Source organism: Rhodanobacter spathiphylli B39, from assembly GCF_000264295.1.
GTDB lineage: Bacteria > Pseudomonadota > Gammaproteobacteria > Xanthomonadales > Rhodanobacteraceae > Rhodanobacter > Rhodanobacter spathiphylli.
Window position 1 is genome coordinate 55489 of sequence record NZ_AJXT01000008.1, and the last position, 16139, is coordinate 71627.

The 16139-nt window shown below is 68.4% G+C and carries 19 protein-coding genes; 10 read left to right on the forward strand and 9 right to left on the reverse strand.

Annotated features, from left to right (window positions below; all coding sequences use genetic code 11):
- The 3 genes from UU7_RS17360 to UU7_RS05905 all read right to left on the reverse strand — a co-directional run bounded on the left by UU7_RS17360 (position 1) and on the right by UU7_RS05905 (position 2340).
- The gene (locus UU7_RS17360; protein ID WP_007806309.1) at positions 1-396 is read right to left on the reverse strand and encodes a hypothetical protein; all 396 of its coding nucleotides are present in this window, start codon (positions 394-396) and stop codon (positions 1-3) included.
- On the reverse strand, positions 393-1031 hold the full coding sequence (locus tag UU7_RS05900; RefSeq protein WP_007806311.1) for a peptidoglycan recognition protein family protein: 639 nt from the start codon (positions 1029-1031) through the stop codon (positions 393-395). The genes UU7_RS17360 and UU7_RS05900 overlap by 4 nt, the downstream gene beginning before the upstream one ends.
- A gap of 130 nt (positions 1032-1161) precedes the next feature.
- A complete protein-coding gene (locus UU7_RS05905; protein WP_007806312.1) occupies positions 1162-2340 on the reverse strand; it encodes a BaiN/RdsA family NAD(P)/FAD-dependent oxidoreductase in 1179 nt (392 codons plus the stop codon).
- 90 nt (positions 2341-2430) lie between these two features.
- Here UU7_RS05905 and UU7_RS05910 point away from each other — a divergent pair, with 90 nt between their 5' ends.
- Positions 2431-2913 (forward strand): YajQ family cyclic di-GMP-binding protein, encoded by a 483-nt coding sequence (locus UU7_RS05910; RefSeq protein ID WP_007806314.1) that lies wholly within the window; start codon positions 2431-2433, stop codon positions 2911-2913.
- A 9-nt stretch (positions 2914-2922) separates the two neighbouring features.
- Here UU7_RS05910 and UU7_RS05915 read toward each other — a convergent pair whose 3' ends face one another.
- On the reverse strand, positions 2923-3576 hold the full coding sequence (locus UU7_RS05915; protein ID WP_007806316.1) for an NrsF family protein: 654 nt from the start codon (positions 3574-3576) through the stop codon (positions 2923-2925).
- Between the two features lie 4 nt (positions 3577-3580).
- Positions 3581-4168 (reverse strand): RNA polymerase sigma factor, encoded by a 588-nt coding sequence (locus UU7_RS05920; protein ID WP_007806318.1) that lies wholly within the window; start codon positions 4166-4168, stop codon positions 3581-3583.
- Between the two features lie 205 nt (positions 4169-4373).
- Here UU7_RS05920 and UU7_RS05925 point away from each other — a divergent pair, with 205 nt between their 5' ends.
- The 4 genes from UU7_RS05925 (at position 4374) to UU7_RS05935 (ending at position 8143) form a co-directional block, all read left to right on the forward strand.
- On the forward strand, positions 4374-6095 hold the full coding sequence (locus UU7_RS05925; RefSeq protein WP_007806320.1) for a cytochrome c biogenesis protein DipZ: 1722 nt from the start codon (positions 4374-4376) through the stop codon (positions 6093-6095).
- A 28-nt stretch (positions 6096-6123) separates the two neighbouring features.
- The gene (gene msrB, locus UU7_RS05930) at positions 6124-6726 is read left to right on the forward strand and encodes a peptide-methionine (R)-S-oxide reductase MsrB (protein WP_040672920.1); all 603 of its coding nucleotides are present in this window, start codon (positions 6124-6126) and stop codon (positions 6724-6726) included.
- Between the two features lie 297 nt (positions 6727-7023).
- Positions 7024-7164: a hypothetical protein gene (locus UU7_RS18830; protein WP_007806325.1), complete on the forward strand. Its 141-nt coding sequence runs from the start codon at positions 7024-7026 to the stop codon at positions 7162-7164.
- Between the two features lie 49 nt (positions 7165-7213).
- Entirely contained in the window at positions 7214-8143 is a 930-nt protein-coding gene (locus tag UU7_RS05935; protein ID WP_007806327.1) for a hypothetical protein, read from the forward strand.
- A 5-nt stretch (positions 8144-8148) separates the two neighbouring features.
- Here UU7_RS05935 and UU7_RS05940 read toward each other — a convergent pair whose 3' ends face one another.
- Positions 8149-8619 (reverse strand): hypothetical protein, encoded by a 471-nt coding sequence (locus tag UU7_RS05940; RefSeq protein WP_425480503.1) that lies wholly within the window; start codon positions 8617-8619, stop codon positions 8149-8151.
- A 60-nt stretch (positions 8620-8679) separates the two neighbouring features.
- Between UU7_RS05940 and trxC the strand changes: the two genes are divergently transcribed.
- On the forward strand, positions 8680-9123 hold the full coding sequence (gene trxC, locus UU7_RS05945; RefSeq protein ID WP_007806330.1) for a thioredoxin TrxC: 444 nt from the start codon (positions 8680-8682) through the stop codon (positions 9121-9123).
- Here the strand turns inward: trxC and UU7_RS05950 are convergent, their stop codons facing one another.
- Entirely contained in the window at positions 9124-10023 is a 900-nt protein-coding gene (locus tag UU7_RS05950) for a LysR substrate-binding domain-containing protein (protein WP_007806331.1), read from the reverse strand. It abuts the gene before it with no gap.
- An 87-nt stretch (positions 10024-10110) separates the two neighbouring features.
- Between UU7_RS05950 and UU7_RS05955 the strand changes: the two genes are divergently transcribed.
- From UU7_RS05955 to UU7_RS05965, 3 genes are all read left to right on the forward strand, one after another.
- Positions 10111-10707 (forward strand): LysE family translocator, encoded by a 597-nt coding sequence (locus tag UU7_RS05955; RefSeq protein WP_007806333.1) that lies wholly within the window; start codon positions 10111-10113, stop codon positions 10705-10707.
- A gap of 18 nt (positions 10708-10725) precedes the next feature.
- Positions 10726-11349, forward strand: a complete 624-nt coding sequence (locus UU7_RS05960) for an NADPH-dependent FMN reductase (protein ID WP_007806335.1) — start codon at positions 10726-10728, stop codon at positions 11347-11349.
- An 89-nt stretch (positions 11350-11438) separates the two neighbouring features.
- Entirely contained in the window at positions 11439-12944 is a 1506-nt protein-coding gene (locus UU7_RS05965) for a S10 family peptidase (RefSeq protein WP_007806337.1), read from the forward strand.
- Positions 12945-13181: 237 nt separating this feature from the next.
- Here the strand turns inward: UU7_RS05965 and egtD are convergent, their stop codons facing one another.
- Together egtD and egtB are read right to left on the reverse strand one after the other, a co-directional pair.
- On the reverse strand, positions 13182-14171 hold the full coding sequence (gene egtD / locus UU7_RS05970; RefSeq protein WP_007806338.1) for an L-histidine N(alpha)-methyltransferase: 990 nt from the start codon (positions 14169-14171) through the stop codon (positions 13182-13184).
- Positions 14168-15415 carry an ergothioneine biosynthesis protein EgtB gene (egtB, locus tag UU7_RS05975; protein WP_007806340.1) on the reverse strand — a complete coding sequence of 416 codons (1248 nt, stop codon included), beginning with the start codon at positions 15413-15415 and terminating at the stop codon, positions 14168-14170. The genes egtD and egtB overlap by 4 nt, the downstream gene beginning before the upstream one ends.
- A gap of 227 nt (positions 15416-15642) precedes the next feature.
- On the opposite strand from egtB, the gene UU7_RS05980 reads away from it, so the two are divergent.
- On the forward strand, positions 15643-16086 hold the full coding sequence (locus UU7_RS05980) for a DUF6491 family protein (RefSeq protein WP_007806342.1): 444 nt from the start codon (positions 15643-15645) through the stop codon (positions 16084-16086).
- Positions 16087-16139 lie beyond the last annotated feature (53 nt).

Below are 16139 nucleotides of genomic sequence, written 5' to 3' on the forward strand. Positions count from 1 at the left end.
CTACTGCAGGCCGGGCAGCGCGTCCAGGCAGCGTTGCCGGCACAGGTAGCGCTTGTTCAGTCCGTGGCTGTCGAACAGGTAGGCCGCGCCGCCGGCGAAGATCTGCCACTGCCGCAACTGCCCCAACATTTTGATCGAACCGCTGTAGCTGCACGGCAGGATCATCGCCTCGTCGTGGAAGGTTTCGCCATCGACTTCGTCGGCCAGCCGAAAATAGGTCGCCACGTCGGCGCGGGTGAGGGACAGCGAGCTGCACATGTCATGGTCGGGCCGCGACGTGTCGATCTGCCGCGCCAGCGAAACCACCTCGACCGCATCGTCATGGTGCACCGGCGCGCAGGCGATCAGGGCGATGCCCAGCAGCGACGCCACCACGACCGTCCGCAACACGCTCATGGCTTGGCTCCGGTCAGCAGCGACTGCAGCAGTTGGGCGCCCTCGGAGACTTCCTTGCGGGCGATCGCGCCGTGGGCGTAGACGTCGCTGAGCAGGTTGAGCTTGAACTGGGCGACCAGGATGTCCACCAGGTACTTCACCGATTTCAGCTGCTCCGGCGTCGGCAGCTCGAATGCCTTGTCAGCTGCCACATACTTACCCACCACCTCGATGCCCAGCGAGTCGCTGTTGGCCGGATACCGCTGCGGGTAGGTCTTGGCCACTTCATGGCGCGAGAGGTTCTTCGCCCGCGTGCTGAACGACAGGCCTTTCTCGTGGAGCAGCGCGGTGATCGTCTTGAGCTCCTGCGGATCGCAATTGCTTTCCGCCTGGCAGCGCGCCACCAGGATGCCCACGTGCCAGCAGACCTGGTCGACGCGGGCGGTCTGGTAGATCTTGCCCAGCTTGTCGATCAGGAAATGCGCGCCGGTGGTCTTGCCGCCTTCGTAGGCGCTCAGGGTGCCGGTGGCCGACGAGGAATCGGTACGGTGCAGCACGATCGAGGCGACCGACGTCAGTGCGCCGTGCTCGATCGACGTGTAGAGCTTCACTTCGACTTCCGGGTCGATCAGCTTGCCGTTTTCCACCGTGGCCATGGCCTGCTTCCTTTGGATGAAGAGCCTGCGTTCCCGGGCATCCAGCGAACCGCGCCGGGAGATCCTGTCCGGCGATGCTGCGGCCGCGGACCGGGGGCGTCAAGTGACTTGTGCCGAGCGGATCAGGACCCTAGGCCACGGCGCCGGCCGCCTGGCCCGAAGCCCACGCCCACTGGAAGTTGTAGCCACCCAGCCAGCCGGTGACGTCGACCACCTCGCCGATGAAGTACAGCCCCGGCACCAACTTCGACTGCATGGTGCTGGAGGAGATGCCGTCGGTGTCGACGCCGCCCAGGGTGACCTCGGCGGTGCGATAGCCCTCGGTGCCGCTGGCGGTGATCGGCCACGCATTGAGCTGCGCGCCGATCTGCACCAGCTCGGCGTCGCGGTACTGGCGCATCGGCCGATTCTCAAACCACTGCTCGCACAGCCGTTGCGCCAGCCGTTTCGGCAGCATCTCGCCCAGCACCGTCTTCAACTCGGCCAGCGGTCGCGCCGCGCGCTGTTCGACCAGGTGCGCGCCGACGTCGCTGTCCGGCAGCAGGTCGATGCGCAGGTCGTCGCCGGGTTGCCAGTAGGAAGAAATCTGCAGGATCGCCGGCCCGCTGATCCCGCGATGGGTGAACAGCAGGCCGGCACGGAAACTCTGCCTGCCCACGCGGCTTTCCACCACCGGCAAGGCCACGCCGGCCAGGTCCTGGTAATGCTCCTGATGCTTGCCGCTCAAGGTCAGCGGCACCAGGCCGGCGCGCACGGGCAAGACCTGATGGCCGAACTGTCGCGCCAGTTCGTAGCCGAAGCCGCTGGCGCCCATGCTGGGAATCGACAGGCCGCCGGAGGCCACCACCAGCGATTCGGCATGCACCTCGCCGCGCGCGGTGTGCACGCTGAAACCTTCCGGTGTCCTGCGCACGCGCTGCACGCCGCAGCTTGCCTCCACCGTGACGCCGGCGGCAGCGCATTCGTCCAGCAGCATGCGCACGATCTGTTTCGACGAATCGTCGCAGAACAGCTGGCCCAGCTCCTTCTCGTGGTACGCGATGCGGTGCTTCTCGACCAGCGCGATGAAATCCCACGGCGTGTAACGCGCCAGCGCCGACTTGGCGAAGTGCGGATTGGCGGACAGGTAGTTGGCCGGCGTGGTGCCCATGTTGGTGAAATTGCAGCGCCCGCCGCCGGACATCAGGATCTTCTTGCCGACCTTGTTGGCATGGTCGACCACCAGCACGCGCCGCCCGCGCTGCCCCGCGGCGATCGCGCACATCAGGCCGGCGGCGCCGGCGCCGATGATCAACACGTCCACTTTCACGAATAAGGGTTCCCGCCCGCTGCTGGTCGCGCATTATCGCCCAGTCGCATCGCTTACACTTCCGGGCCTGTTCCCCAGCGAGCCACCGCCATGCCTTCCTTTGACGTGATCTCCGAAGTCGACAAGCACGAACTGACCAATGCGATCGACCAGGCCAACCGCGAGCTGGGCACCCGCTTCGACTTCAAGGGCGTGGACGCGAAGTACGTGCTGGACGATTCGGTGATCACCCAGAGCGCGCCCAGCGACTTCCAGCTGCAGCAGATGCTGGACATCCTGCGCGGTCGCCTGGCCGCCCGGAAGATCGACATCCGCGCGCTGGACATGGGCGAGCCGGAAGTGAACCTGGGCGGTGCGCGGCAGAAGATCACCGTCAAGCAGGGCATCGAGCAACCGGTGGCAAAGAAGCTGGTGGCCGCGCTGAAGGCGGCCAAGCTCAAGGTCGAGGCGCAGATCAACGGCGACAAGCTGCGCGTCAGCGGCAAGAAGCGCGACGACCTGCAGGAAGCGATGGCCGTGCTGCGCAAGGCGGACGTGGAACTGCCGCTGCAGTTCGACAACTTCCGGGATTGAACGGAATCCCTACGCCTTCGACAACAGGCGTCCGCCCATCGCCGCATTGACGGCCACCACGAAGGCCACCGCCGCCGCGTGGGTCAGCAGGTCGGTGGCGGCCGAATCGTAGGCGTGGCAGATCTCCAGCAGGCTGGCCGAGGCGGCCGCGCTGGCCAGGCCGATCAGCACCGCGGTGCGCACCGGTCGCAGCGGACAGGCGCGGCGCAACAGGATCACCAGCAACGCCGACAGTGGCACCGAGAAGCTGATGATGAACAGCAGGCAGTCGGCCGACTGATGCAGGCCGGCCACCTCGGTACCCGGCGCGATCCACGTGCGCAGGCAACCCAGTCCGCTGGCGCCGATCCACAACACCGCCGCGGGCAGCGGCAGCCATGCCCAGGCGCGGCTGCGCCCCGGCACGCCCAGCGTGAACGCCGCCCACGCGCCACTGATCGCCGTCGCCACCGCGCCAAGGCCGGCCCACGCCAGGTCGGGGGTTGCCGCCCAGCGCAGGCGCATCGGCTGGATGCCGTAATGCATCACCAGCAACGCCGCGATCGCCACCACCGTCAGCAGCCACCCCGCCGTGCGCAGCCATGGCGGCAGCAGGCGCCGCACCGGCACCAGCTCGGTGCCGAGCCGGTCGATCAGTGCCTCATGCGGTCGCAGCTCGGACATGGCCTCAGGGTTCTCCGTGGAAACGTTCGCGCAACGCCTTCAGCGCGCGATGCAGGTTCACTTTCAGCGCGCCGGTGTTGCGCCCGGTCAGCTCGGCCGCCTCGCTGAGCGAGCGTTCGCGCAGGCCCAGTTGCTCGATGGCCTCGCGCTGGCCCGGCGGCAACTCGGCGATCGCGTCGCGCAGGCGCTGCGCGCGCTCGTCGCTCTCGGTGGCGGAGCTGGCATCGCCTTCGTCGGCATGGCTGTCGAAGGCGTACTCGTCGTGCACCTCGCGACTGTCGCGCCGACCGCGGCTGCGCAGGGCGTCGATCGCGCGGCGACTGGCGATCGCGGTCAGCCAGGCGTCGTACGAGCGCGCCGGGTCGTAGGTATGGCGCACCCGATGCACGGTGATCAGGGTTTCCTGCACCACGTCATCCAGATGGTCCGGCGCCACGCCCTGGCGCCGCGCGGCGGCGCGGATCAATGCCACCGAGTCGGCCAGCAGCTTCTCGTAGGCACGCCGGTCGCCGGCCTGGGCAGCCGCCATCCAGGCCGCCCGACGCTGGTCGGGCGAATCGCTGTCGCGGGCTTCGGTAAAGTCGACTGGCACGATCCGGCGGGGACCCGTCCGCAAACAAAGTCCGCTATCTAGGCCCAACAGGCCGTTGGCAGTCAAGGCTTGCGACATGCGTGTTCCATCGTGGGACCCTCACCCTCTTTCGCCGCATCCGCCGCCCGGGTTACCTCGTAAACCTCGGGTAACCGGCGACGGTCCCCCGGCGAAAGACCAGACAACCACCCACGGATGACATCCCATGCTCGTGTTGATCCTCGCCTATCTCGGCGGCGTCCTGACCATCCTCAGCCCGTGCATCCTGCCGGTGCTGCCGTTCGTGTTCGCCCGATCGGACAAGCCATTCATGCGCAACGGCTTCCCGATGCTGCTGGGCATGGCGATCACCTTCGCCGGCGTGGCGACGCTGGCGGCGCTGGGCGGCGGCTGGGCGGTGCACGCGAACCAGTACGGCCGGATCATCGCGCTGGTGGTGCTGGCCTTCCTGGGCCTGACCTTGCTGTCCACCCATCTCGCCGAATGGATCACCCGCCCGTTCGTGGCGCTGGGCAACCGCCTGTCGCAACGTTCCGCCACCGACGGCGATTCGATCTGGGGCTCCGCCGGCCTCGGCGTGGCCACCGGTTTGCTGTGGGCGCCGTGCGCGGGGCCGATCCTGGGCCTGCTGCTGACCGGCGCGGCGCTGAATGGCGCCAGCGTGCAGACCACCCTGCTGCTGCTCACCTACGCGGCCGGCGCGGCGACCTCGCTGGGCCTGGCGCTGCTGATCGGCGGCAAGGTGTTCGCCCTGATGAAGCGCTCGCTGGGCGCCGGCGAATGGGTGCGCCGGGCGCTGGGCGTGCTGGTGCTGTGCGGCGTGGCCGCCATCGCGCTGGGCCTGGACACCGGCCTGCTCACCCGCGTGTCGCTGGCCAGCACCGGCGGCATCGAACAGAAGCTGATCAATGCCGTACGCCCGGCACCCGCTCCCCAGCCGGTGCTGAAGGCCGGTGAACCACTGCCGGTGGAAGGCACGATGCCGTCGCTGGCCGGCGCCACGCAGTGGCTCAACAGCGCGCCGCTGAGCACCGAATCGTTGCGCGGCAAGGTGGTGCTGGTCGACTTCTGGACCTACTCCTGCATCAACTGCATCCGCTCGCTGCCCTACGTGCGCGGCTGGGCCGACAAGTACAAGAACCACGGCCTGGTGGTGATCGGCGTGCATGCGCCGGAGTTCGCCTTCGAGAAGGACCCTGCCAACGTGGCCAAGGCGGTGCAGGACCTGGGCGTCGACTACCCGGTCGCGCTGGACAACGATTACGCGATCTGGAAAGGCTTCAACAACGAGTACTGGCCCGCGCATTACTTCATCGACACGCAGGGGCAGATCCGCCATCACCACTTCGGCGAAGGCGAGTACCGGCAAAGCGAGGACGTGATCCGCCAGCTGCTCACCGAAGCGGGCCAGAAGAACCTGCCCGGCGGCTACGTCAGCGACGACCATCGTGGCGTCGAGGCGGCCGCGTCGGACGATCCCACCCGCTCGCCGGAAACCTATGTCGGCTACGCCCGCGCCCGCAATTTCGTCGGCGGCCGGGTCGTGCACGACGACGCGCATGACTATCACGCGCCAGGCGCGCTGGCGGCCAACCAGTGGTCGCTCGACGGCCGTTGGACGGTGCGCGACGAGAATGCCCGGTTGGAGCAGGCCGGCGGCGCCATCGTCTACCGCTTCCGCGGTCGCGACCTGCACCTGGTGCTGGGCCCGGCGGCGGACGGCAAGCCGATCCGCTTCCGCGTCACCATCGACGGCAAGGCGCCCGGCGCCGACCACGGCATGGATACCGATGCCGACGGCAACGGCACGGTCGACAGCCAGCGTCTTTATCAGCTGGTGCGCCAGGCCAGCGGCAGTGGCGAGCGGCTGTTCGAAATCACCTTCCTCGACCCGGGCGTGCAGGCCTTCGCCTTCACCTTCGGCTGATTCCCCACCCACCGTTCCGGAGGTTGCCATGTCACGACTTGAACAAACCCTCGCGATGGATCGCCGCCGCTTCCTGCGTGCCGCGCTCGGCGGTGGCGCCGTGCTGCTGGCCGGCGGTGGCCTGCTCGCCTCGCGCGTGCGTGCCGCGGCCAGCACGCCGGTCGGCCAGCCCGGCAACGTGCTGGTGGAAATCTTCGACGATCACGGCCGCGATCTGGGCCCCCGCGAAATGCCGCGACTGGTGCTGACCGACGCCCAATGGCAGCAGCGCCTGCCGCCGGCGTCCTACGACATCATGCGGCGCGACGGCACCGAACGCGCGTTCAGCGGCGAGCACGAGCGCCCCGCGGTGGCCGGCCTGTTCCGCTGCAGGGCGTGCGGCACCGCGTTGTACGACGCCGCCACCGAATTCGATTCGGGCACCGGCTGGCCCAGCTTCTGGCAGCCGATCGCCGCGCGCAACGTGGTCGAGCGCAGCGACCACCTGTTCGGCATGACCCGCACCGCGATCAGCTGCAAGGGCTGCGACAGCCACCTCGGCCATGTCTTCGACGATGGCCCCGCCCCCACCGGCTTGCGCTACTGCATGAACTCGGTGGCGTTGCGTTTCGTGCCGCGCACGGCAGCCTGAGTCGGACACCCCCCGGCAACAGCCGCTCGAAACCCCCGGTTCAAGAAAATACGGGCACCACGTTCACCGGGCCATGCACCCGGACGGTCAACCAGGCGGGCGGGAGGACGAAAGCCTCCCGCCCGTTTTCGTTCCTGCATGCGCCACGTAACGATGCGTCGACGCCGCTGAACCAGGTCAGGTGAATCCCGACACGCCGTCACGTCGTTACCACGGCGGCCGTAGCAACGTTCCTGCGCGAAGCACGCCGGCATCGCGCGTCGGCGGCGGCATCGACATGAATGACGGAGGGTTGCGATGAAAACCGTGATGGAAATCTATCGCCGACAGCTGGATCGGCAGAAGCAGAAAGGCGGCATCGGCTGGGTCCTGTTGTGGCTGCTCGGCGTGCCGATTCCGGTACTGATCGTGTTGTTCCTGCTGCGCGGCTGCACCTGAGCCCGCCGCCCGGCATCGACGGTCACGTTCCGGTTACCAGGAGAACTTCATGGCACAGGTGGAAATTGAAAGCACGGTGGTGGAAGCTGCGCAGCCGTCGCTGCGGTGGGGCGCCATCGTCGCCGGCTGGCTGGTGGCGGTTGGCATCGCCTTCCTGCTGTATGTCGGAGGACTGGCGATGGGTTTCACCGCATTTGATCCCGACGACGTCGAGGCCATCGCGAAAGGCATCGGCATGGGCACGGCGGCATGGCTGATCCTGACCTGGGTGGTGTCGTTGCTGATCGGCGGCATGTTTGCCAGCTGGTTTGATGGCAGGGATGACGAGACCACCGGCGTGATGCATGGCATCACCGTCTGGGGGCTGTCGATTGCCGCCTCCGGCTTGCTGCTGGCGCTGGGCATGGGCGGCGCGATCGGTGGCGGTGCCAGCCTGGCGGCGACCGCCGGCATGCATCGGCACGGCATGAGCCGCTCCGTCGGCTCCCTGCACGATGCGCAGCGCATGGGCAGCGACGCCAGCGTGCTGCTGCAGGCCCGGCTGTCGCAGAAGATCCGCACGGCGGACAGCCCCGCGTCCCCCGCCGCCACGACGGACATGCAGACCGGCGCGACGCCGATGCCTGCGGCTCCGCCTGCACCGAAACTCGATCCGCGGGTCGCCGGCGCGGCGACCGCTGCGCTGCTGGCGAATCATCCCGACACGGCAAGGGCGTTGCTGGCCGCCAATACTGACCTGCCGCAGGCCGATATCGATGCCGCGGTGCAAAGCCTGTCACCCGAAGTGAGCGCTGCCCAGGCACGGCTGAAGGCCGCCGCGGACAGGGCCACGCACTACGCCGCGATGGCGATGTGGGTACTGCTTCTGAGCATCGTGCTGTCGCTGCTCGCCGCTGCGCTGGGCGGTTGGCTCGGTGCGTCCCACGTGCACCGTGTCTATCACCTGCGTCGTTACGCGCGCCGCGTGCCGCAACGCTGAATCGCCTACGCCCTCCACGGCCACCAGCCGTGGCCGTGGAGGGCGTAACGATCCGCCGCATGCTCCAGCGGATTGCGCGCGCTGATGCCGCCACACCACAGATACACCGGAAGGAACAGCGGCCCCAGCAGCATGTATTGATAGACATGGGCACGCTCGTGGTCGGCCAGCGAGATCGCCGGCTCCACGCATCGGCCGGCGCGATGGGCATAGGTGACGCACGCCACATCCAGTCGCTGCCCGGTGTGCACGATCACATTGCCCAGCGTCAGCGCGCCGCCCGCGCCCCACGGCCAGCACCGCACCACCACCGCCCGCTCCCGTCGCTGCCAGCGCATCCGCGCGCCGAACGGCAGTGCGATGCAGCCGAGCAACAGTCCCGCCGCGCTGTTGGGCAAAGTCCACAGCATGCCCAGCGCAAGCAGTCCGATGCGCAGCGGCGAGGTTCCGGGCTTGTGGACTCGACTTGGATTCACGCTGGCCAGCCGCCATCTGATGCCCATGGGCGCGGCGCGCGCCGGAGATCGGAGTTTGCCATGAGTACACCGCTTGCCATTCCCTGCCCGCACTGCAGCGCCCTCAACCGCGTGCCGGCCGACCGCGTGGCCGAGCGCCCGAACTGCGGTCGCTGCAAGCAGGCGCTGTTCGAGGGACATCCGGCGGAACTGACCACGGCGAACTTCGACGCGATCGCCGGCCGCGGCGACCTGCCGGTGCTGGTGGATTTCTGGGCGCCGTGGTGCGGGCCGTGCGTCGGCTTCGCGCCGGTATTCGTGCAGGCCGCCGGCAAGTTCGAACCGCGCCTGCGGCTGGCCAAGCTGGATACCGAGGCGCAACCGCAGATCGCGGCGCGCTTCAACATCCGCAGCATTCCCACCCTGATCATGTTCAGGCAAGGTCGCGAGATCGCGCGGCAATCCGGCGCACTGAACGCGGCGCAGCTGCAGCAGTTCGTCGAGGGTGCGCTGGCGCGCGGCTGATCAGCGCGCCGCAGTGCCCGCGGCCTGCCAGCGCAGCCAGTCGATCACCGCGGTCACCGCCGCGCGTGGTTTCCCCGGCGGTCGCACGATCCAGTACGAAGTTCCCAACGGCACGCCGAGTTCGCCGCACGGACGCAACAGGCTGCCGTTCGTGACGTCGTCCGCGGCCAGCCGATGGCGCGCCAGCGCCACGCCCTGCCCCTGCATTGCCGCGCGCAGCACCAGGTCCGACGAGGTGTAGCGGGCGCCGCCCTGCAACGCGAGCCTGGCCGGACCGTGCACGCTGCGCCACGCTTCCCATGACGCCTGCGGGTCGCGGTCGTGCAGCAGCCGCAGCCCGGCCAGTTGCCCCGGCTTCGATGGGCGTCCGGAGGTCTGCCACAGCGCCGGACTCATCACCGGATACAGCGCGTCGTCCATCAATCCCTCGGCATGCAGTTCCGGCCACGGCCCCGTACCCATGCGGATCGCTAGGTCGATGCGGCCATCGTCCATGGCGTCGAGGCGTTGTTCCACCTGCACCGACAGCTCGATCTTCGGATGCGCCTTTTCCAGCGCGGGCAGGCGCGGCAGCAGCCAGCGGATCGCGAACGACGGCGAGGTCGACAGCGTCACCGCATGCGCCGGCCGGGTCTCGCGCAACGCGGCCACCGCCTGCTCGATGCCGCGCAGGCCGGCCAGGCTGGCACGCCCCAGCGCCTCGCCCTGCGGGGTGAACACCAGCGCGCCGCGACCGGCCGACGCACGCAGCAGCGGCACGCCCAACCAGCGATCCAGTTCGGCCAGGTGCCGGCTCACCGAGGAATGCGCCATGCCCAGCTCGCGCGCGGCGGCGCGCACGCCGCCATGGGCGTAGACCATGGCGAACGCGCGCAGGGCATTCAGCGGAAGCTCGTTCATGGTCGCAATTCTAGACCATAGATGCCGCGTCATCGACCAGCTTCGTGGCGGACGATGGATACACTCGACCATTGCGGAGAACGGCCCATGGAGCAACTGCTCGCTGCTACCAGCCTGCTGTGCGCGGCCGCGATCACGCCCGGCCCGAACAACCTGGTGATCCTGCGCGCGGCCGGCACGGCCGGCATGCGCCGCACGCTGCCGATGATCGCCGGCATCGTGCTCGGCGGCCTGTTGTTGCTGGCGGTGACGGCGCTGGGCGCTGCGGCGGTCTTTGCGGCACTCCCGTCGCTGCGACGCTGGATCGCCCTGGCCGGCACGCTGTACCTGGCCTGGCTCGGTGCTGCGCTGTGCATCGCCGGGATGTCACCACCAGGCGACACGACCACTTCCTCGCCCTTGCCGGCCGGCGCGCTGGGACTGGTCGGCTTCCAGTTCCTCAACCCGAAAAGCTGGCTGCTGGTGCTTACCGTGCTGGCCGCGATGCAGGCCACGCGAACGCACGATTACCTGCTGCTGGTGGCGATGTTCGTGCTGATCCCCACGCTGTGCCTGTGGCTGTGGGCCGCGCTCGGCGCCTCGCTGGCGCGCTGGCTGGCCCGGCCGGTCGCGCGACGCGGCGTGGACATCGTCGGCGGCGCCTTGCTGGTCGCCTGCGCCGCGCTGCTGCTGATCCAACCCTGAGCTGACCGGAGACTTGCGATGACCACTTTTCAGCCCACGTCCGCCCGTCGCGTGCTTTGCCTTGCCGGCAGCCTGCGCCGCCACTCCTGGAACCGTCGCCTGTTGCACGCGGCCGCACTGCAGGCACCAACGGGCCTGCAGCTGGACGTCCACGACGCACTGGCGGCCGTGCCCCTGTTCGACGAAGACCTGGAGTCGCGCGATCCGGCCGGTCCGGCCGGCGTGCAGGCGTTGCGTGCGGCGGTGGCCGCCGCGGACGGCCTGCTCATCGCCACGCCCGAGTACAACCAGGCGCTCCCTGGCGTGCTGAAGAACGCACTGGACTGGCTGTCGCGCGAGAGTCCCCTCGGCGAAGTGCTGGCCGGCAAGCCGGTCGCCGTGCTTGGCGCCAGCAGCGGACCGTGGGGCACCCGGCTGGCACAGGCCTCGCTGCGCCAGGTGCTGCACACCTGCGGCGCACTGGTGATGCCGGCGCCAAGCCTGTTCGTGGCCCGCGTCGCCGAGCGCTTCGATGCCCGGGGCTGGCTCACCGACACCGCCACGCTGCAGTCGCTGCAGTCCTTCCTGCTGGCCTTCGACGCGTGGATGGAACGCGTGGCCCGACCGGCTGCGCTGGAGCAGCCGCAGGCCATGCCGCGCTGAGCCATGCCTGCGGCCACCCATGCCTTTCAGCACACTCGGCGCACCCGCCGCGCGTTTAGGCTTCGGTCTTTACGCCCGAGGAGAGGCCCGTGCGCAAGTCCCTGCCGTTCGCCCTGATGGTCGCCCTGCTGTTGCCCGGATTCGCCACCCCGGCCGCCGCGGCCGACAGCGACAAGCCGGCGGCGAGCGCCCAGGCGGCGGGCAAGGATGGCTTCCAGCTGCCGCCGTTCCCCGCCGACGCGCACGTGACGCAAACCGCCACGGTCGACGGCCGCACGCTCAAGTACACGGTGACCGTCGGCTCGCTGCCGGTGCGCGACGAGAAGGGCAGGACGACCGGCGAGGTGGTGTTCACCGCCTACACCATGGCCGGCAACGACCGGCCGGTGACGTTTGCGCTGAACGGCGGCCCGGGTGCTTCGTCGGTCTACCTCAACCTGGGCGCGATCGGCCCGAAGAAGGTGGACTTCGGCGTCGAGGGCGACTCGCCGTCCGAGCGCCCCACCCTGCACGACAACCCCGGCACCTGGCTGGGCTTCACCGACCTGGTCTTCATCGACCCGATCGGCACCGGCTACAGCCGCGCGCTGGTCGACGACAAGGAGGCGACGAAGCAGTTCTACAGCACCGATGTCGACATAAAGTACCTGTCGCGGATCATGTACGACTGGCTGGTGAAGAACGGCCGCATGGACGCGCGCAAGTATTACGTGGGCGAAAGCTACGGCGGTTTCCGCGGCCCGCGCATCACCGAATACATGCAGACCCAGCTGGGCGTGGCGATGAGCGGCGTGACGCTGATCTCGCCGTATCTCGACCCGGGTGCATGGAGCGACGACACCGTCTCGCCGCTGCCGTGGATGACTACCCTGCCGTCGATCGCGGCGGCGCACCTGGAGCGCGAAGGCAAGCTCAGCGCCGAGACGATGGCGCCGGTGATCGCCTATACGCGTGGCGAGTACGCCACCACTCTGATGAAGGGACGTTCCGACCCGGCCGCCACCGAAGCGATGATCCGCAAGGTCACCGACCTGACCGGGCTGGACCCGCTGTTCGTCAGGCGCTCCGGTGGCCGCCTGGAAACCCAGGCCTATCTGCGCGAGGTGTATCGCGCCGAAGGCAAGCTGGGCAGCCGCTACGACTCCAACGTCACCGCGTGGGACCCGTTCCCGTACGCGCCACGTCAGCAGACCGGCGATCCGATCCTCAACGGGATCATCGCGCCCACCACCACGGCGATGGTTCACTTCGTCACGCAGACCGTGGGCTGGAAGGTCGACGGTCGCTACAACGCGCTCAGCTACGAAGTGAACCGCCTGTGGCACGAGGACGACGATGCGCAGGAAGGTTCGGTGAAGGAACTGCGCCAGGCCGTGGCCAACGACCCCGGCCTGCGCGTGCTGATCGCCCACGGCTGGGACGACCTGTCCTGCCCGTTCATGGTCTCGGTGCTGGCCGTCGACCAGATGCCGGCGATGGGTGATGCGTCGCGCGTGCAGGTCAAGGAATACCCCGGCGGCCACATGTTCTACGCCCGGCCCGACAGCCAGGCCGCGCTGACCGCCGACGTGAAGCAGCTGTACGGCGCGAAGTGACCCCTGGAGGGCCGGCGTCGCGCCGGCCCGTCGCCGCTCAGCGCCTGTGAAGAAAACCACCTCCTGTGGTTTTCTTCTATCGCGCGTCCGGTACATGCCCGGACGCGCTCACATGAAGCAGTCTCTAGCGTGACTCCTTCATGTCCGGCCATCGGGCAATCGCTCCTGCGTTGCCTCAACTCGGGCATCCATGCCCTCGCCGTGGCCGGGCTTCGAGGTTGAAAGAATCACAATCTCTCAGCGCGCCACGGCGCTGGCGCGCACCAGGTATTGCACGCTGAACATCCGTTGCGGGTCCAGCCAGGTGCGCATCACCGCCAGCCCGGCCTTTTCGGCCAGGGCGGCGAAGTCTTCCAGCGAGTACTTGCAGCTGTATTCGACCTGGATCACTTCGTCGGCGCGGAAACCCACCTTGCTGCTGCCGATCTTCACCTGCTGCTCGCGGCTGCTGACGATATGCGTCTCGATGCGGCCGGCCATCGGGTTGTAGCGCGCGTGGTGATGAAAGGCGGAAAGATCGAAATCGCTGCCGATCTCCCGGTTCAGCCGCGCCAGCATGTTCAGCGTGAACTCGGCGGTGACGCCGGCGCGATCGTTGTAGGCCGCTTCCATCTGCGCAACGTCCTTCTTCAGGTCCACCCCGATCAGGATGCCGCCCGCGTCGCCCATCTCGTTGCGCATCTTGCGCAACAGGTCCACCGCGTCGCGCGCCTCGAAATTGCCGATGGTGGAACCGGGGAAATACAGCACCGTCCGGCGCGGTGCGCGCGGCGGGATCGGCAGGCGCAAGGGCTTGCTGAAATCCGCGCACAACGGCTGCAGCGGCAGCTGCGGGAACTCCAGGGCGAGCCTGCGCACGCTCTCGTTCAACGGCGCCGGCGAGATCTCCACGGGCACGTACGACACCGGGTCGTGCATCTCGCGCAACAGCATGCGGGTCTTCAAGCCGCTGCCGCTGCCGTATTCGACCAGCCGCACCTCGCTGCCCAGGCTGTCGGCGATGCTGGCGGCATGCTCGTCCATCAGGGCGACTTCGCAGCGGGTCAGGTAATACTCGGGCTGCTCGCAGATCCGCTCGAACAGCGCCGAGCCACGCTCGTCATAGAACAGCCACGAAGGCAGGCGCTTGAGTTTCAGGCCGAGCCCGTGCCGGGCGATCGCCAGCAGGTCGTTCAGTGGCGGGCGGCGATCGTCGTCGCCGGTACTGCAGGGTTGTACGCTGCTCATCGATCCTGTCCCAGGCGCAGCCCGGCAAACTGCCAGCGGGCGTGTGGTGGAAAAAAATTGCGGTAGGTGGCGCGCAGATGGTCGCGCGGCGTGGCGCACGAACCGCCCCGCAGCACCCACTGCCCGCACATGAACTTGCCGTTGTATTCGCCCAGTGAACCGGGCAGCGGGCGAAAGCCCGGGTAACTGATGTAGGGCGAGGCGGTCCACTCCCACACGTCGCCAAACATCTGCAGCAGACCCTCGCCAGCCACGGCTGGCTGCGGCTGGCAGCGCCCCTGGTCCTGCAGGTTGCCGTGCACCGGCAAGCCCTGCGCGGCCGACTCCCATTCCGCTTCCGTGGGCAGTCGTGCACCGGCCCAGCGCGCGAACGCCTCGGCCTCGAAATAGCTCAGGTGGCAGACCGGCTCCTGCGGATCGATCGCGCGCACGCCGGCCAGGGTGAATTCGCTGGCCAGGTCGTCCTGCCAGTAGATCGGATGCTGCCAGCCCTCGCGCTGCACCGTGGCCCAGCCTTCGGACAGCCACAGGCCGGGCTCGCGATAACCGCCTTCGCGCACGAACGCCAGGTACTCGGCATTGGTCACCAGCCGGTTGGCCAGCGCATGCGGCTGCAGCAGGGTCCGGTGGCGCGGGGTTTCGTTGTCGAAGGCGAAACCCTCGCCACGATGGCCGATCTCGACGATGCCCTCGCCGCCATCGATGTAGCGCAGCGGCACGACCTTCGCGCCAGCCTCGGCGAGGATCGGTGCGCGATACGCCGGCTGCAGCGGATTGCACCAGAACGCGTGCTTGATGTCGGTCAGCAGGAGTTCCTGGTGCTGCTGCTCGTGATGCAGGCCCAGCTCGACCAGCGAGGACAGTTCGGCGTCGTCCTGGCGGGCCAGCAGGTCGGCCACCATGTCGTCGATGCGCCTGCGGTAGTCGCGCACCTCGTCCAGCGAGGGGCGCGACAGCAACCCGCGTTGCGGTCGCGCATGCATCGGCCCGACCGACTGGTAGTAGGAATTGAACAGGTAATGCCACGCCGGATCACGGGGCCGATAAGCCGGGTCGCGGCCCAGCACGAACTGTTCGAAAAACCAGGTCGTGTGGGCCAGGTGCCATTTGCCTGGACTGGCATCGGGCATCGACTGCAGTTGCAGGTCTTCGGCGCTGAGGTGGGCGCAGAGTTCCAGGCTGTGGCCGCGCACCCGCCCGAAGCGGCTGCCGATGTCTTCCGCCGCCAGCGATCGCGAGGCCATCAGCAGGCCTTCCGGAACGACGTCCCGGTACCGGCGGAGCAGAGGGAGTCGGTGATGGAGTCTCGGGTCACATGCATATTCCCCAGCATGGCGGATCGACCGTTCACTTCTTGTGACAAGAGTATCGCGGATACTCCGTCTGCTCTCCCCATGCCGCTGCAGCGCGGCATGCAGCTGCCGTGGCTGGATCACGGTTCGCACCATCCCGAGAAAGCGAGGCACGTCCGATGAAAATGATCCTTCCCCTGATGATGCTTGCCCTTGCCACCGGCGCGGGTACCGCGCAGGCGGCCGACAAGGCGGCCCACCCGCCCCTGCCCGCCGGCGAGTGCATCGACACGACCCAGATCAACGAATGGCACATCGTGGATGCGCGCACGGCGATCGTGCGGACGGGTCCGAAGCGCTACCTGGTGGCATTGCGTCACGACTGCCCGCGACTGGGCATCGCGCCGCCAGGCCTGATGTTCCGCCCCAACCACTCCAATGCGGTCAACAACCGGGGGCGCATCTGCGGCGAGACGGGCGAGACCGTGCGCTCGAGCCAGCAGCCGCCGTGCGCGATCGAGTCGGTCAGCCGGATCGACAAGCAACGCTTCGACGAGCTCAGCGCCAGCGCGAAGCGTCACGGCAGCGGCGCGGAACAGCCCATGACCCTGCCTGTCCACTGACTGAAGCATCCCGCAAAACGACAGGGGCCCGGATGACCGGGCCCCTGTTCAAG

Coding starts and splice junctions, on each gene's coding strand:
- UU7_RS17360 (WP_007806309.1), bottom strand. CDS start 396: ATGAGCGTGTTGCGGACGGTCGTGGTGGCGTCGCTGCTGGGCATCGCC.
- UU7_RS05900 (WP_007806311.1), bottom strand. CDS start 1,031: ATGGCCACGGTGGAAAACGGCAAGCTGATCGACCCGGAAGTCGAAGTG.
- UU7_RS05910 (WP_007806314.1), top strand. CDS start 2,431: ATGCCTTCCTTTGACGTGATCTCCGAAGTCGACAAGCACGAACTGACC.
- UU7_RS05915 (WP_007806316.1), bottom strand. CDS start 3,576: ATGTCCGAGCTGCGACCGCATGAGGCACTGATCGACCGGCTCGGCACC.
- UU7_RS05925 (WP_007806320.1), top strand. CDS start 4,374: ATGCTCGTGTTGATCCTCGCCTATCTCGGCGGCGTCCTGACCATCCTC.
- msrB (WP_040672920.1), top strand. CDS start 6,124: ATGTCACGACTTGAACAAACCCTCGCGATGGATCGCCGCCGCTTCCTG.
- UU7_RS18830 (WP_007806325.1), top strand. CDS start 7,024: ATGAAAACCGTGATGGAAATCTATCGCCGACAGCTGGATCGGCAGAAG.
- UU7_RS05935 (WP_007806327.1), top strand. CDS start 7,214: ATGGCACAGGTGGAAATTGAAAGCACGGTGGTGGAAGCTGCGCAGCCG.
- trxC (WP_007806330.1), top strand. CDS start 8,680: ATGAGTACACCGCTTGCCATTCCCTGCCCGCACTGCAGCGCCCTCAAC.
- UU7_RS05950 (WP_007806331.1), bottom strand. CDS start 10,023: ATGAACGAGCTTCCGCTGAATGCCCTGCGCGCGTTCGCCATGGTCTAC.
- UU7_RS05955 (WP_007806333.1), top strand. CDS start 10,111: ATGGAGCAACTGCTCGCTGCTACCAGCCTGCTGTGCGCGGCCGCGATC.
- UU7_RS05960 (WP_007806335.1), top strand. CDS start 10,726: ATGACCACTTTTCAGCCCACGTCCGCCCGTCGCGTGCTTTGCCTTGCC.
- egtD (WP_007806338.1), bottom strand. CDS start 14,171: ATGAGCAGCGTACAACCCTGCAGTACCGGCGACGACGATCGCCGCCCG.
- egtB (WP_007806340.1), bottom strand. CDS start 15,415: ATGGCCTCGCGATCGCTGGCGGCGGAAGACATCGGCAGCCGCTTCGGG.
- UU7_RS05980 (WP_007806342.1), top strand. CDS start 15,643: ATGAAAATGATCCTTCCCCTGATGATGCTTGCCCTTGCCACCGGCGCG.